Source organism: Ferrovibrio sp., from assembly GCF_046297895.1.
GTDB lineage: Bacteria > Pseudomonadota > Alphaproteobacteria > Ferrovibrionales > Ferrovibrionaceae > Ferrovibrio.
This window is the reverse complement of record NZ_JBKBHC010000010.1, coordinates 157,465-171,555: the sequence shown is the minus strand read 5'-3', so window position 1 is coordinate 171,555 and position 14,091 is coordinate 157,465. Positions and strand designations below refer to the sequence as shown.

General features: G+C 67.6%; 14 protein-coding genes and 1 tRNA gene. 5 read left to right on the top strand and 10 right to left on the bottom strand.

Features of this window, described 5'->3' with window-relative positions; all coding sequences use genetic code 11:
• Positions 1 to 24: 24 nt before the first annotated feature.
• Complete coding sequence (locus ACK4FK_RS17560; RefSeq protein WP_409746573.1) at positions 25 to 936, bottom strand: DMT family transporter; 912 nt, start codon at positions 934 to 936, stop codon at positions 25 to 27.
• Positions 937 to 1,146: 210 nt separating this feature from the next.
• Here ACK4FK_RS17560 and ACK4FK_RS17555 point away from each other — a divergent pair, with 210 nt between their 5' ends.
• Positions 1,147 to 1,521, top strand: a complete 375-nt coding sequence (locus ACK4FK_RS17555) for a winged helix-turn-helix transcriptional regulator (protein WP_409746571.1) — start codon at positions 1,147 to 1,149, stop codon at positions 1,519 to 1,521.
• Positions 1,522 to 1,577: 56 nt separating this feature from the next.
• Here ACK4FK_RS17555 and ACK4FK_RS17550 read toward each other — a convergent pair.
• The 3 genes from ACK4FK_RS17550 to ACK4FK_RS17540 form a co-directional block, all read right to left on the bottom strand.
• A tRNA-Gly gene (locus tag ACK4FK_RS17550) sits at positions 1,578 to 1,651 on the bottom strand.
• Positions 1,652 to 1,713: 62 nt separating this feature from the next.
• Positions 1,714 to 2,457: an ArsR/SmtB family transcription factor gene (locus ACK4FK_RS17545; protein WP_409746569.1), complete on the bottom strand. Its 744-nt coding sequence runs from the start codon at positions 2,455 to 2,457 to the stop codon at positions 1,714 to 1,716.
• A gap of 127 nt (positions 2,458 to 2,584) precedes the next feature.
• The gene (locus tag ACK4FK_RS17540) at positions 2,585 to 3,073 is read right to left on the bottom strand and encodes a PaaI family thioesterase (RefSeq protein ID WP_409746567.1); all 489 of its coding nucleotides are present in this window, start codon (positions 3,071 to 3,073) and stop codon (positions 2,585 to 2,587) included.
• Positions 3,074 to 3,175: 102 nt separating this feature from the next.
• Here ACK4FK_RS17540 and ACK4FK_RS17535 point away from each other — a divergent pair, with 102 nt between their 5' ends.
• Both ACK4FK_RS17535 and acs read left to right on the top strand, forming a co-directional pair.
• Positions 3,176 to 3,721 carry a MarR family winged helix-turn-helix transcriptional regulator gene (locus ACK4FK_RS17535; RefSeq protein ID WP_409746565.1) on the top strand — a complete coding sequence of 182 codons (546 nt, stop codon included), beginning with the start codon at positions 3,176 to 3,178 and terminating at the stop codon, positions 3,719 to 3,721.
• Between the two features lie 193 nt (positions 3,722 to 3,914).
• Positions 3,915 to 5,858 carry an acetate--CoA ligase gene (gene acs, locus ACK4FK_RS17530; RefSeq protein ID WP_409746563.1) on the top strand — a complete coding sequence of 648 codons (1,944 nt, stop codon included), beginning with the start codon at positions 3,915 to 3,917 and terminating at the stop codon, positions 5,856 to 5,858.
• Between the two features lie 121 nt (positions 5,859 to 5,979).
• Here acs and ACK4FK_RS17525 read toward each other — a convergent pair whose 3' ends face one another.
• From ACK4FK_RS17525 to ACK4FK_RS17510, 4 genes are read right to left on the bottom strand one after another with little or no spacing between them, the layout of a single operon-like run.
• Positions 5,980 to 8,142, bottom strand: coding sequence for an FUSC family membrane protein (locus tag ACK4FK_RS17525; protein WP_409746561.1), 2,163 nt, complete (start codon positions 8,140 to 8,142; stop codon positions 5,980 to 5,982).
• A 44-nt stretch (positions 8,143 to 8,186) separates the two neighbouring features.
• Positions 8,187 to 8,720 carry a GNAT family N-acetyltransferase gene (locus ACK4FK_RS17520; protein WP_409746559.1) on the bottom strand — a complete coding sequence of 178 codons (534 nt, stop codon included), beginning with the start codon at positions 8,718 to 8,720 and terminating at the stop codon, positions 8,187 to 8,189.
• Positions 8,717 to 9,214, bottom strand: coding sequence for an N-acetyltransferase family protein (locus tag ACK4FK_RS17515; RefSeq protein ID WP_409746557.1), 498 nt, complete (start codon positions 9,212 to 9,214; stop codon positions 8,717 to 8,719). Before ACK4FK_RS17515 ends, ACK4FK_RS17520 begins: the two co-directional genes overlap by 4 nt.
• On the bottom strand, positions 9,211 to 9,798 hold the full coding sequence (locus ACK4FK_RS17510; RefSeq protein ID WP_409746555.1) for a helix-turn-helix domain-containing protein: 588 nt from the start codon (positions 9,796 to 9,798) through the stop codon (positions 9,211 to 9,213). The genes ACK4FK_RS17515 and ACK4FK_RS17510 overlap by 4 nt, the downstream gene beginning before the upstream one ends.
• A gap of 122 nt (positions 9,799 to 9,920) precedes the next feature.
• On the opposite strand from ACK4FK_RS17510, the gene ACK4FK_RS17505 reads away from it, so the two are divergent.
• Both ACK4FK_RS17505 and ACK4FK_RS17500 read left to right on the top strand, forming a co-directional pair.
• Positions 9,921 to 10,175: a hypothetical protein gene (locus ACK4FK_RS17505; RefSeq protein ID WP_409746553.1), complete on the top strand. Its 255-nt coding sequence runs from the start codon at positions 9,921 to 9,923 to the stop codon at positions 10,173 to 10,175.
• A 276-nt stretch (positions 10,176 to 10,451) separates the two neighbouring features.
• Complete coding sequence (locus ACK4FK_RS17500) at positions 10,452 to 11,612, top strand: PQQ-dependent sugar dehydrogenase (protein ID WP_409746551.1); 1,161 nt, start codon at positions 10,452 to 10,454, stop codon at positions 11,610 to 11,612.
• A gap of 23 nt (positions 11,613 to 11,635) precedes the next feature.
• Here ACK4FK_RS17500 and ACK4FK_RS17495 read toward each other — a convergent pair whose 3' ends face one another.
• Complete coding sequence (locus ACK4FK_RS17495) at positions 11,636 to 12,499, bottom strand: helix-turn-helix domain-containing protein (protein ID WP_409746549.1); 864 nt, start codon at positions 12,497 to 12,499, stop codon at positions 11,636 to 11,638.
• 116 nt (positions 12,500 to 12,615) lie between these two features.
• Positions 12,616 to 14,022 (bottom strand): aspartate aminotransferase family protein, encoded by a 1,407-nt coding sequence (locus ACK4FK_RS17490; RefSeq protein WP_409746547.1) that lies wholly within the window; start codon positions 14,020 to 14,022, stop codon positions 12,616 to 12,618.
• Between the last annotated feature and the right edge of the window lie 69 nt (positions 14,023 to 14,091).

Sequence of the window (14,091 nt, the reverse complement as noted above, 5' to 3'; positions counted from 1 at the left end):
ATGCGGGATTTTGCGGCCGCAGCCTTACGGCTCCGCCGCGGCGGGTTTTGCCGAACCGGTGCGCATGCCGCTGCCGACCGTGATCCCGGCCAGCACGAGAACCATGCCGGCGACCAGTTCTGCCGTCAGGCCTTCGCCCAGCACAACGATGCCCAGCACCATGGCCGCGATCGGATTTAGCGTCAGATACAGCACCGTGGTGGTGGGCGGCAGCCAGCGCAGGGCCAGCATGAACAACGAGAATTGCAGCGTGCCCGCCACGGTTCCGAGGAACAGCACCGCCAGCCAGCCCCGGGCGCTGAACGATGGCAGTAGTGCGCCGCCGGCCTTGAAAGCCAGCACCGGCAGCAGTGCGGCCACCGCGAAGGCCATGCCCAGGGCGGTCACGAAAAGCGGGCCGTGGCGCATCAGCGTCGGGCGGCTGAACACCGAATAGACGGCCGCGCACAGCACGCCCAGCAGCATCAGGCCGTCGCCGCGCAGGTAGCTGCCGCTGCCATTCGCAAACGCCGCCGTGCCGAAGGCGACCACGATGCCGCCGAAGGCCAGCAGCACGCCGGCAATCTTGGCCTTCGAGAGCCGCTCGCGCCCGAATGCCGCCGCCACCAGCAGGGTCTGGATCGGAATGGTCGCCAGCCCCACGGCGCCGCGCGCCGCCGGGTTGAGTTCAAGCGACGCATTGAAGGCCCAGGGGAACAGCACGAAGAACAGGATGCCGAACATGGCGATCCTGGCGCATTCGGCCGCCGTCAGTCCGCCGCGCGGCCAGAGCATCGGCAGGAACGGCGCGAAGCAGAACACCGCGACCAGGTAGCGGTAGAAGACCAGTGACAGTGGATCGGTCTCCCCGATCACGAACCGCGTCGCCACCACCGCGGCGCCTGCGCTGAGCGCGGCGCCGGCGGCAGCGGCATGGGCCAGAAGGATCCTGTTCATGTGGTTGCGCTGCCGCCCGCCGCGGCCCCCTATCGTGACTTGCAAATTAAAAGTCACGATAGGGAAGAAGCTTTCAATTTGCAAGTCATTGGGCTAGGCTGCCCGTGGGCCGGCAGGAATGTCCGGCCCGGAAAGCGGGAAAAGCCCGGATGTCGGGAACGGGATGTCCTAACACAGACGGGGGATATCTTCACACAGACGGGGTCGGCGATGGCAAAGCATGAATTCCGCTCGGCCTGTTCGATTGCGCGAACGCTGGAAATATTCGGCGACAAATGGACCCTGCTGATCGTGCGCGATCTGCTGTGGCACGGCCGGCATACCTTCCAGGCGCTGCAGGACAGCGCCGAGCGCATCCCCACCAACATCCTGTCGGAACGGCTGAAGCGGCTTGAGCAATGGGGCCTGGTGCAGCGCAAGGCCTATCATCAGCGGCCCGTGCGCTATGCCTACAGCCTGACGGATGAGGGAAAATCGCTCGAGCCTGTGCTGCTGCAGATGATGGCCTGGGGCCACAGGCGCCTGGGCGGCGGACGCTTCGACCCGGCCACCGGCCGGCACTGGAAGGCGGCGGCCCGTTCCTGACGGCGGCCCACTTCTAACTGCGGATTGCGCATTGCGGGGCGGAATGCCGATGCGGCTGGAGCGGGTGAGGGGAATCGAACCCCCGTCGTAAGCTTGGGAAGCTTCTGCTCTACCATTGAGCTACACCCGCTTTCCGGGGCCGACCATAACCAAGCGGCCATGCGGTTTCAACGGCTGGATTCAGCGGGCGGATTAATGTCTTGCTGCATCCTCCGGCGCGGCAAGCTGCTCCGGCGGCAGGCCGAATATCCCGGCCAGCGCCGTTGCGCCGGCGGACGTCAGCGTCACGGCGCGGCTATCCCTGCGCCGCTGCAGCCAGCCGCGCTCGAAGCAGCGCGCGGCCAAAGCCGCACCCAGGGCGCCGGCCAGATGCGGGCTGCGTTCGCTCCAGTCCAGGCAGGCGCGGGCGAAGTGGCGGCGGCGGCCGGTTTTGACCGCCAGCGCGTCGATGTCGATGCCAAGCTGCGCGAACAGCCGCCGGCCCTCGGTGCTGACCACGAAATCGTCAGCCTCGCCCGCCGGCATGATGCAGCCCGTCGCCACCATCTGCTCGAACAGCAGCACGCCCAGTTTTCCGGCCAGATGGTCGTAGCAGGTGCGCGCGGCGCGCAGGTCGGCGGCGATGCGGGCCTGGTGATGATGCCTGGGCACCGGCCGTTCGCCGGCCAGCGCCATCAGGCTTTCCAGCGCCTCGGCCACCAGGCTGTTGGCGAGATGGAAGTAGCGATGCCGGCCCTGTTTCGCCATCGCCAGCAATTCGCCATCCACCAGCTTGGCCAGATGGCCGCTGGCAGTCTGGGCCGAGACGCCGGCGATATGGGCCAGTTCCTTGGCCGTGCGCGCACGGCCATCCATCAGGGCCTTCAGGATGTTGGCCCGCGCCGGATCGCCGATCAGGGCGGCGATCTTCGCCACATGGGGGTCGTTGCCGCTCATCGCCGCACTCTAGGCAGCGCGTGCTGCCGCGTCCATGCGCGATGCTACGGCCGCGGCCGTAGCAAGCGGCCGCAGATCGGCCGGTTCAGGTCGGCCGGTTCAGATCGGCCAGTTCAGATCGGCCAGTTCAGATCGGGAAGACCAGGCAGGTGGTGGTGCCGGTGGCGAGGATCTTGCCCTGGGCATCGGTGATGCGGCCCTCGGCGGTGCCCACGCGGCTGCCGACCTGGATCGCCTTGCCCTCGGCATAGACCACGCCGGTCTGGTCGGTGATGCCGCGCACCAGGCTCACCTTATATTCCAGCGTGGTGTAGCCCATGCCCTTGGGCAGCAGCGACTGCACCGCGCAGGACATGCAGCTGTCCAGCAGCGTGCCGGCATAGCCGCCATGCACGCTGCCGATCGGGTTGTAATGCTGCTTCTCGGGTCGGCCGGCGAAAACCACGCGGCCCGGCTCGGCCTCGTGGATCCACATGTTCATGATCTGCGCGATCGGCGCGCCGGGCAGCTCGCCTGCCATCATGCCGCGGAACAGCTCCAGGCCCGGCATATCGCGCAGCTTCTCCATCGGCAATACGCCGTAAACGGGGCTCTTGGTGACGGGATCGGCCGACATCGGGATGCTCCTGGTCATGTCTTGTCGTTGAAGCCTGGGGAGGCCTGCGGGCGCCCGGGAGGATGGCTTGTCCGGCCGCCTTGCATAGTGTATATACACGACATGCCTGAGCCTGTCGACTCCCCCGCTTCCGCCCTGCCTGCCGAGCCGGTCTATCCCGAGCCCGTCTTTCCCAGGCCGGCGCCTGATGGCCGCGAGGACTGCATCTGCTTCCTGCTGCGCTCGGCCGCGCGCCGGGCCAGCGAGCATTACACCCGTCACCTGGCGAAAATCGGCCTCGGCCTGCCGCAGCACAGCCTGGTCGGCATGGCGGCCGCGTTCGAGAAGCGCAACGGCCGGCCGGCCAGCATCACCGAACTGGCAAAAGCGCTGGATCTCGACCGCACGACACTGACCCGCAACATCAGGCCGCTGGTCGAGGCGGGCCTGCTGAGCGTCGACGCCTCCGGTCATGGCCGGGCCCGCGCGGTGCGTGCAACGCGCGAGGGTCGGTCGGCCTATCGCGCCGGCCTCGCGCTGTGGCGTCAGGCGCAGGACGAGATGATCGCCGGCCTGAAAGACGAGTATCCCGCCCTGATGGCCGGCCTGGCGGCGGCGATTGTGGCCACGCCGGGCATCGAACCCGCCGCCGCCAATCCGGATTCCTGAATTTCCCCTTTCCGGCCTATGCTTTGGTCGAAAGGCCGGGCGCTTGTCGCTGGGCGGCCTTTCCGGGCATCATCCCGCCCGATGATGCAGGCGGCTGCGACGCCGATGTCGGGCCGCGAGGGAGCGCTGCGGGCCCCGGCCGGACCACCGGCCGGCAGGGCCGCGCCTTAAAATAGGGAAGGGAGAGCCGATCATGGCCGACAACGAGCTGTTTCCGGTTTCGGACGACTGGGCGAAGCGGGCCTGGGTGGATGCCGCGAAATACAAGGCCATGTACGAGCGCTCGGTGCAGGACCCGGAAGGCTTCTGGGCCGAGCACGGCAAGCGCGTCGACTGGATCAAGCCCTTCACCCAGGTGAAGGACGTCTCCTTCGACCGCAAGGACCTGCATATCCGCTGGTTCCATGACGGCGTGCTGAACGTCTCGGCCAACTGCATCGACCGCCACCTGCCCAAGCGCGCCGCCCAGACCGCGATCATCTGGGAAGGCGACGATCCGTCGAAGTCGGAACACATCACCTACCAGCAGCTTCACGATGAAGTCTGCCGCATGGCCAACGTGATGAAGGCGCGCGGCGTGAAGAAGGGCGACCGCGTCACCATCTACCTGCCGATGATCCCGGCCGCCGCCTATGCGATGCTGGCCTGCGCCCGCATCGGCGCCATCCATTCCATCGTCTTCGGCGGCTTCTCGCCCGACAGCCTGGCCAACCGCATCCAGGATTGCGACAGCCAGTTCGTGATCACCGCCGACGAGGGCCTGCGCGGCGGCCGTTCCGTGCCGCTGAAGGCCAATACCGACGCGGCACTGAAATCCTGCCCTGGCGTGAAGACCGTGCTGGTCGTGAAGCATACCGGCGGCAAGATCGACATGGCCGCCGGCCGCGACGTCTGGTACCACGAGGAAGCCGCCAAGGTGCCGGCGACCTGCGCGCCCGAGCCGATGAATGCGGAAGACCCGCTGTTTATCCTCTATACCTCCGGCTCCACCGGCAAGCCCAAGGGCGTGCTGCACACCACCGGCGGCTATCTGGTCTTCGCGGCGATGACGCACCAGTATGTCTTCGACTATCACGACGGCGACATCTACTGGTGCACCGCCGATGTGGGCTGGGTCACCGGCCACAGCTACATCGTCTACGGCCCGCTCGCCAACGGCGCGACCACGCTGATGTTCGAGGGCGTGCCGAACTATCCCGATGCCTCGCGCTTCTGGCAGGTGATCGACAAGCACAAGGTCAACATCTTCTACACCGCCCCCACCGCGATCCGCGCCCTGATGCGCGAAGGCGAAGCGCCGGTGAAGAAGACCAGCCGGGCCAGCCTGCGCCTGCTCGGCTCGGTGGGCGAGCCGATCAACCCGGAAGCCTGGCTGTGGTATCACCGCGTGGTGGGCGACGGCCGCTGCCCGATCGTCGACACCTGGTGGCAGACCGAAACCGGCGGCATCCTGATCACGCCGCTGCCCGGCGCGATCGCGCAGAAGCCGGGCTCGGCCACTTTGCCCTTCTTCGGCGTCAAGCCGATCATCGTCGATGGCGACGGCAACGAGCTGCCGGGTGCCACCGAGGGCAACCTGTGCATCGCCGATAGCTGGCCGGGCCAGATGCGCACGGTCTACGGCGACCACCAGCGTTTCATCGACACGTATTTCAGCACCTTCCCCGGCCGCTATTTCACCGGCGACGGCTGCCGCCGCGATGCCGACGGCTATTACTGGATCACCGGCCGCGTCGACGACGTGATCAACGTCTCGGGCCACCGCATGGGCACGGCCGAGGTGGAAAGTGCGCTGGTGGCGCATGCCATGGTGGCCGAGGCCGCCGTGGTGGGCTATCCACACGACATCAAGGGCCAGGGCATCTATGCCTATGTGACGCTGAAGGCCGGTGTCAGCCCGAGCGAGGACCTGCGCAAGGAACTGGTGCAGCATGTGCGTGCCCTGATCGGGCCGATCGCCTCGCCCGACCTGATCCAGTGGGCGCCGGGCCTGCCCAAGACGCGTTCGGGCAAGATCATGCGCCGCATCCTGCGCAAGATCGCCGAGAACGAATTCTCTTCGCTCGGCGACACCAGCACCCTGGCCGATCCCAGCGTGGTGGACGATCTGGTCAACAACCGCATGAACAAGCGCTGAGAGCCACACACGGGGGGATCGACGTCGCGCCGGCTGGTCGGGGGGGCAGAACCGGGGCCAGGAAACTGGAAGAAGTGCGACGCCGGGCGCCGGAGAGAGACACTCCGGCGCCCGTTCCGATTCAGGCCCTGCCCCTGCGGCGCGGCGCCACTTTCGGCAGGCCGGCGCGCTGTTCGGCGATCAGCGCGCTCACGCCCTCGGCCTGGCGCAGCCGCTGCGCCAGCGCCGCCGCCGCCGGCCATGGCGTATCGCCGGCCAGCTCTGCAGCAGGCGTGGCGGCCTCCGCGGCGGTTCCGCCCAGATGGCGCAGGATCGTCTGCCGGTGCGGCGCCAGGATCTGGTCCAGCGCGGGCGGCGCGATGTCGCGTCCGCGCATGCGCAGCAGCACGTGCAGGGCGGCCAGTTGCGTCATCATGCGGTAGCTGGCCGCGAGGAAGGCGCGCAGCGGCGGCAGCTCGCCGCTCTGCAGGCCGGGTTCGGTGCGCATGCGCTTCAGCGCGCCGGCGAATTCGGCGATGGCGTCGAACAGGTCCTTGCGGGCGAGGCGGTAATTCTGCTCGGCCGGCGCGGGCCGGATGGCCTGCCGGGTGTATTTGCGCAAGGCGCGCAGCAGGGCCGTGGCCAGGTCCGGCACATCCTGCCGCTCCCAGTGGGGCAGCACGAAGCTGAACAGCCCGGCGATGCCGGCGCCCAGCAGCGTATCGAGCAGGCGCTCGATCAGCAGGTTCTCCGTCGTGGGGCTGAGGAAATGCATCATCAGCAGGGCCATCACGCTGGCCGAGGTGGAGGTGATGCGATAACGCACCGGCGCATAGGCATGCGACAGGCCGATGGTAACGAAGGCCACGGCCAGCAGCGCCTGATCGGGCAGCACATGCAGCAGCCCGGCGGCCAGCACGCAGCCGATCAGGCTGCCGATCAGGCGGTCGGTCTGGCGCTGGCGCGTGGCGCTGTAGCTGGCGCGCATGATCACCGCCACGGTCAGTAATATCCAGCTGCCATGGGCGAAATAGCGCGACAGCACTTCCGACAGGACGAAGGCGCACAGCATCGCCAGCGACAGCCGCAGGGCATAGCGGAAAATCGGCGAACGGTAGCGCAGGTGCCGCACCAGCAGGCGCAGGCGATAGGGCCGCGGCGGCAGGAAGTCGGCAAGATTCACGGTGGCCAGCACCGCTTCGGCGGCCACGATCTGCCGCGTCACGGTCTGCAGCCGCGCCGTCGCGTCGATGGCCAGTCCGATGCGGTCCAGCGTGGCGCGCAGCTCCAGGGCCGCCTGCCCGTGATCCGTCTCTCCCTGGCCATGCAGCGGCGCCATCGCGTCGGCCTGCGCAGCGATGGCGGCGAAGCGGCCGCGCAGGGCGGCGATATCGGCATCCTCGCCGGCAGCGCCGGCGCCCCGCCCGGCGGCGATGGCCGCCACCCGGTCGGCCAGCTCCCGCACGCCGTCGCGGATCCCGCGCAGCAGCGCGGGGCCCTCCGCCATGGCGCCGAAATGCCGGCGCAGCAGCCAGTAGTCGGTCTGGCTGGAGAGGATCGTCTCAAAGGCATCCAGCATGGCCACCAGGGCGGCGGCATATTGCCGTTCGGGCGCGCGCTCCAGGTCGCGGAACAGCAGGTTGCGCGCGGCATCCACGCGCTCCATCAGCGTCACCTGCCGCTCGATCAGTGTGCCATAGGCGGTTTCGATCTCGATTCCCGTGTCATACAGGCCGGCCTTGCCGCGCACGTAATCGGCAAAGGCATTCAGCGCCTCGCGCAAGGCGATCTGCTTGTGCCGCGCCGCCAGGATTTCCGCCGCCAGCGTGCCGAACACCGCATAGCCCGCTGCCCCGGCGGCAAACAGGGCGGCATGCTGCCATACCGGCGCGCCGTCCATGCCGTGCAGCGTGGTGCCCAGCGCCAGCACCATGGCCAGGATCATCGACATGCACATGGCCAGCGCGATGCGGCCATACACCGTCACCATCGCGGCCACGAAGCTGGTGGCGATCACGATGACGGCCAGCGGCACGGGCTGGTCGCGGCACAGGTCGACGCCCAGCGTGATCAGGCTGTCGAACACGAAGGCGATCGCGAAACTGCGCCGCTTGAAATCCGGGGGCGTCGGCGTATCGACGATGCTGATGCAGGTGGCGCCCACGGCGGCGGCCGCGGCGGCATGAAAACCGCCGATGGCGGCCGCGGCCAGCGCCACGACCAGCACGCCGATGGCAGCCGTCAGTCCGCTCAGCAGATGCTGGGCCGGCAGCGAGAATTGGCTCAGGCTGGGCAGTTTCGGCATGGGCGGCCAAGTCTAGCCCAGGCCGGCACGCCAGCGCGACGGATTCAGTCCAGTTGCTTGTAATAGAAGGCGGCGGCGTCCAGCCCGCCGGCGCTGGCCAGCGAATAGCCCGGCACCACGCCCACCAGCACGTAACCCATGCCCTGATACAGCGGCTCGGCATTGTCGCCGTGGCGGGTATCCAGCGTCAGCAATGTACGACCAAGGCCGCGTGCCTCGGCCTCGATGGCCAGCAGCAGGGCGCGGGCCAGGCCGCGCCGCCGCGCCCGGCGATGCACCAGCATCTTTTTCACATCGGCGCGATGCGGCTGGTTGGGCGGCGTATCGAGGCCCAGCATCACCGTGCCCGCCAGCCGGCCCTCATGATCGGCCACCAACAGCACGGCCTTGCCGGCAGCGATCTCGGCGATGGCACGCTCCCAGAAGGCGCGTGCCTGGGCGTCCGAAAACGGCGTCAGGAAATTCACCGCCGCGCCATCGTCGACGCAATCCTTCAGCACCTCGGCCAGGGCGGCGATCTCGGCCTTTGCTCCGGCGGCATCAAGCTTGCGGATGACGGGAATCATGCCCGGCGTCATGCCTGCAGCATCCTCTGCAGGAACACCAGGTCGAGCCAGCGTTCGAATTTCCAGCCGGAATCGCGGATCAGGCCCGTGCGCTGGAAACCCAGCTTCTCATGCAGGGCCAGGCTGGCCGTATTCTCCGCCGTGATGCCGGCCACCATGCTGCGCAGGCCATGTCCGCGCGCCACCGCGATCAGCTCGCCCAGCAGCAACCGGCCGATGCCCTGGCCGCGCCGGTTGAGTGCGATGTAGATGGCATTCTCCACCGTGAACTGAAAGGCGGGCCAGGGGCGGAACTGGCCATAGCTGGCATAGCCCAGCACGACGCCGCCGTCTTCGGCCACCAGCACCGGCAGGTCCTGTTCGGCTTTCATCTGCAGCCACGCGATCTGTGCCTCGGCGCTGCGCGGCTCGTAATCGAACACTGCGGTGGTGTTCACCACGGCATCGTTATAGATGGCGCGGATGGCTTCGGCGTCGTCGGGTGTGGCGTTGCGGATGGCGATCATGATGGCTTGCGTCTGGCGATGATGACGAGGTAGCGGCAGGGGGCAGTCGTTTCGTTGGCGAAGGCATGCGGCTGGTCCAGCGCGCAATGCAGGCAGTCGCCGGCCTGGATGGCAAAGCGGTCGTCGCCGCTCTCGAAGATCAGGATGCCGTCCTGGCCCAGGATATGCTGGTCATAGGCGTTGGCGGGCAGGGCGGGATAGGCGATGCGCGCGCCGGGCGGTAGACGGCCCTCCACGATCTCCACCATCGAGCCGGTGCCGGCCGGCGTCACGGCGCGGCGTTCGAAGCCGGTTTCGGGGTCGCGCCATTGCGGCTGGGCTTTGCCGGGCAGCAGCACGAGGCTCTTTTCCTCGATGGCCGCCATCAGGCCCGACAGCGTGATATCCAGTCCGGCGCAGAGCCGGCCCAGCACGGCGGCGGTGGGGCTGGATTCCCGGCGCTCGATGCGCGAGATCATCGCCCGGCTCACCCCGGCCCGTTCGGCCAGTTGCTCCAGCGTCAGGTCCAGCGCCTCGCGCCGGGCCCTCAGGCGCTGGGCGATGCGGGCCTCGATCTGGTCGGGGTCGCTTGATTTCTCATTCATGAGAAAATTTCTACTTTCATGGAAATTTCTGGTCAAGACCGAGCAGTGGGAAGTGTCATATTGATTTTTAGCCTATATATACCTATTATGTTCTCGTTGAGCAATTGAATCCGGAGGCCGCGATGCCGAAGGCGCGGGACGGTGCCGGCCGCAGGCCAAGGCGGCATATCGACTGGCAGCAGGCCGCGCGCCTGATGGCCGAGGGGCAGACGCCGGCTGTCGCCGCCGCCGGGATCGGCGTTTCCGAAAACCGGCTGTGGCGCCATTTCGAGACCAGCGCCCATTTCCGCGGCCTGATCCTGCAGGCGGGGGAAAGGCGGCGCTGCCTTGCCCTGGCGCTGCAGGCCGCCAACGGGGCCGACGATGCAGCCCCATGATCGGCGATAAGCGTCCCTATGTGCCGATACGCCGTGATACGCGCCGATATGCAAAACGAACCGGAACGAACCGGAACGAACCGAAACGAACCGGGGCGAACCGAAACGAACCCCGGCGAACCGCAACGAACCCGAATGAACCGAAACGAACCGAAACGAACCGAAACGAACCGGATCGGGTTCCGGCGAACCGACGCGGCCGCAAAGGCAAACGGCCTGTTCAAACCGGGGCCTGTCCCTATCTTCCATCGTGTAGGGCATCGGGAAGGAACCATCATGCGTCGCATCGCCTTTGCCGGCATTGTCGGCCCTTCGCTCGGCCTTCTGCTCGGTGCCGTCCTGCCGCCGCCGGCCACCGCCCAGCCGGCGTCGCCGGTCTTCCGCACCGAGGAAGCGACGGTGAGGGTCGTCACCGTCGCGCGCGGGCTGGAGCATCCCTGGGCCATGGCCTTCCTGCCCGATGGCCGCCTGCTGGTCACCGAGCGGCCGGGCCGCCTGCGCGTGGTGGGCAAGGATGGCCGCGTCTCGCCGCCCTTGGAAAACCTGCCGCCGGTTTTCGCCAGCGGCCAGGGTGGCCTGCTGGATGTGACGCTCGATCCCGCCTTCGCATCCAACCGCATGCTCTATTTCACCTATGCCGAGCCGGGCCATGGCACGGAGCGCAGCAGCGCCGGTACGGCGCTTGCCAGCGCGCGGTTCGGCGGCACGCGGCTGGAGGATGTGAAGGTGCTGTTCCGCCAGCAGCCCAAACTCTCCGGCGGGCTGCATTTCGGCAGCCGCGTGGTGGTGGGCCCCGACGATAAGCTGTGGCTCGGCTTAGGGGAACGCTATCGCCGCGACGAGGCGCAGAATCTCAATGTCCATCTGGGCAAGGTGATCCGCCTCAACAAGGATGGCGGCGTGCCGGCCGACAATCCGTTCGTGGGCCGCAATGACGCGCGGCCCGAGATCTGGTCCTACGGCCACCGCAACATCCAGGGGATGGCGCGCCATCCGCAGACTGGCGTGGTGTGGCTGCACGAGCATGGCGCACGTGGCGGCGACGAGATCAACATCCCCGAGCGCGGCCGCAATTACGGCTGGCCGGTGATCACCCATGGCGTCGATTATTCCGGGGCGAAAATCGGCATCGGATCGGAAGCGCCCGGCATGGAACAGCCTTTGCTGCACTGGACGCCGTCGATCGCGCCCTCAGGCATGGCCTTTTACGGCGGCAGCCGGATTCCGGCCTGGCGCGGCAACCTGTTCGTCGGCTCGCTCAATTCGTTTTTCCTGGTGCGCGTGGTGCTTGACGGCACAAGGGTGGTGAAGCAGGAGCGTCTGCTGGCCGGGCTGGAGGAGCGCATCCGCGACGTGCGCGAGGGGCCGGATGGCTATCTCTACATCGCCACCGACAATGCCGATGGCCGCATCCTGCGCATCGAGCCGGTGAATTGAGGGCGCCACAGGATTAAAGCGCGTCAGCCCATCTCGCCGGTATTGGCGTTGTAGTTGTTGATCACGCGGTGCAGCACGTCCAGCATGTTGCGCTGGATCGGGTCCTGGCCGTTGAGGATCAGGGTCAGCGCCACGCGGGTGATGCCGAGTTTGCTCGCCACCTGGTCCAGCGTGATGCCGCGGGCGCGACAGGCCATGGTCATCTGGTCGAACGAGCCGCGGTCGAGGAAGACCCGGCCCCATTCGTCGCGGCCGGTCAGGCGGATCGGCTTGATCTCGGCCTTGGCCGGCTGGGCGGCGGCGCGGCGCGGCGCGGCGCTGGCCGCCGGGCCGGAATTGGCGCGCACCGGGGCATTGCCGCTGCGCTGGGGCGGCCGCCAGTCGGGGTCGCGCTCAAAGACCTCAAGCTGCGGCGCCTGGTCCATCAGGTGCCGCAGCATCTTGCGCATGTGGTCGAGCAGGCCGCCGGCGGTGCCGTCGGCCTCGGGGCCGTCGATCAGCAGGCCGCTCAGTTCCTCCAGCCGTTTCAGGCGCGAGTCGAAGAATTCGCGCGCGCCATAGGGCAGGGCGGTGCGCGCCTCGATCAGGTTCTCCAGATAGCTCTGCTTGACGTCGATCTCCATCTTCAGGATCTTCGCCCGCATCTGCGCCACATAGCGGCGCAGCTCGTCGCGCCGGCCGGTGCGCAGCACCGACAGGCGGCCCTCGGCCACCTCGGCGGCCTGGTGGAACTCGTCGACCAGGGTGGAGAATTTGCGGAAGCCCGAAACCGAGTTGCGCTTCTCGCCCGGATCCTCGGTGAACTTGAAGATCTGGATGGCGCGCTGCTCGATGCGCGAAACCAGTTCGTTGGCTTCCTGATTATGCGCGTGGCTGTCGGCGGTCATCGTCAGGATAGTGTCCGGCGCGGGTTACGGTAACTTTAATTTTTTACCACAATCCGGCGGCAGGGCGAACCGGTTGGTTACCGTCCAAAAGGATAGTACAGGCCGCCGCTGCGGGATTATGCCGCTTTGCGCAGGCCCTGCTGCGCCACCCAGGCCTCGGTGCGCTCCAGCGCCCGCTCGAAACGGTCGAACAGGGCGTCGATCTCGCTTTCCGCGATGATCATCGGCGGGCAGAAGCCGATCACGTCGCCCGCCATGGCGCGGATGATCAGGCCTTCCTCCTGGGCGAAGGCCATGCAGGCCGCGCCCACGCCGGCCGTCGGCGCGAAGCTGCGTTTCGTGGCCTTGTCGGCCACCAGCTCGGCGGCACCGATCAGGCCGGTGCCGCGCGCCTCGCCCACCAGCGGATGCTCGCCCAGCCGTTTCAGGTGCGCCAGGAAGCGCGGCGAGACGCGGTTGACATGGCCGTAGATGTCGCGCTCCTCGTAAAGCTGCAGCGCGCGCAGCGCCACCGCGGCCGCCACCGGATGGCCGCCATAGGTGAAGCCGTGGCCGAAGGTGCCGATCTTGCCGGAGTTGTCGCGGATGGCGCTGTAGACATGCTCGGGCACCAGCACCGCCGAGATCGGCAGGTAGGCGCTCGACATCTGCTTGGCGCAGGTAACGAAATCCGGCTTGTAGCCGAACCGCTCGGCGCCCCACAGCCGGCCGGTGCGGCCGAAGCCGCAGATCACTTCGTCGGCAGCGCTCAGGATGTCGTATTTCTTCAGCACCGCCTGGATGGCGGGGAAGTAATTCTCCGGCGGCAGGATCACGCCGCCGGCGCCCATCACCGGCTCGGCGATGAAGGCGGCCACCGTGTCGGGGCCTTCGCTCTGGATGAAGTTTTCCAGGTTGCGGGCCAGGCGGGCGACGAAATCGGCCTCGCTCTCGCCGGGTTCGGCGAAGCGGTAGTAATGCGGGCAGTCCACGTGCTTGATGCCGGCAATCGGCAGGTCGAAGTCGCGGTGGTTCGCCGGCAGGCCGGTCAGGCTGGCAGTGGCGACCGTGACGCCATGATAGCCCTTCACGCGCGAGAGGATGGTCTTCTTCTGCGGCCGGCCCAGCGCGTTGTTGTAGTACCAGACCAGCTTGATCAGCGTGTCGTTGGCGCCCGAGCCGCCCTCGGCGAAGAAGACCTTGCCCACCGGCACCGGGCTCATGCTTTTCAGCTTCTCGGCCAGTTCCACCACCGGCGCCGTCGTCTTGTGGCCGAAGCCGTGATAGTAGGGCAGCTTGCGCATCTGCTCGATGGCGGCGTCCACCAGGGCCGCCTCGCTGAAGCCGAGGCCGGCGCACCACAGGCCGGCCATGCCCTCGATGTATTCCTGGCCCTGGTCGTCGTAGACATAGATGCCCTTGCCGCGCTCGATCACCAGCGGGCCGGCGGTCTCGTGCTTCACCAGGTTGGTGTAGGGATGCATGACATGGGCGATGTCGCGGGCGGCCATCGAGTTGGGCAGGGTCGGCATATGGGCGGTCATGGGCGGCATCCTGATGCGGGGCCGTCAGTAGACGGCGAAACGCCGCGGCTGTCAAAATGTCACGGGCCG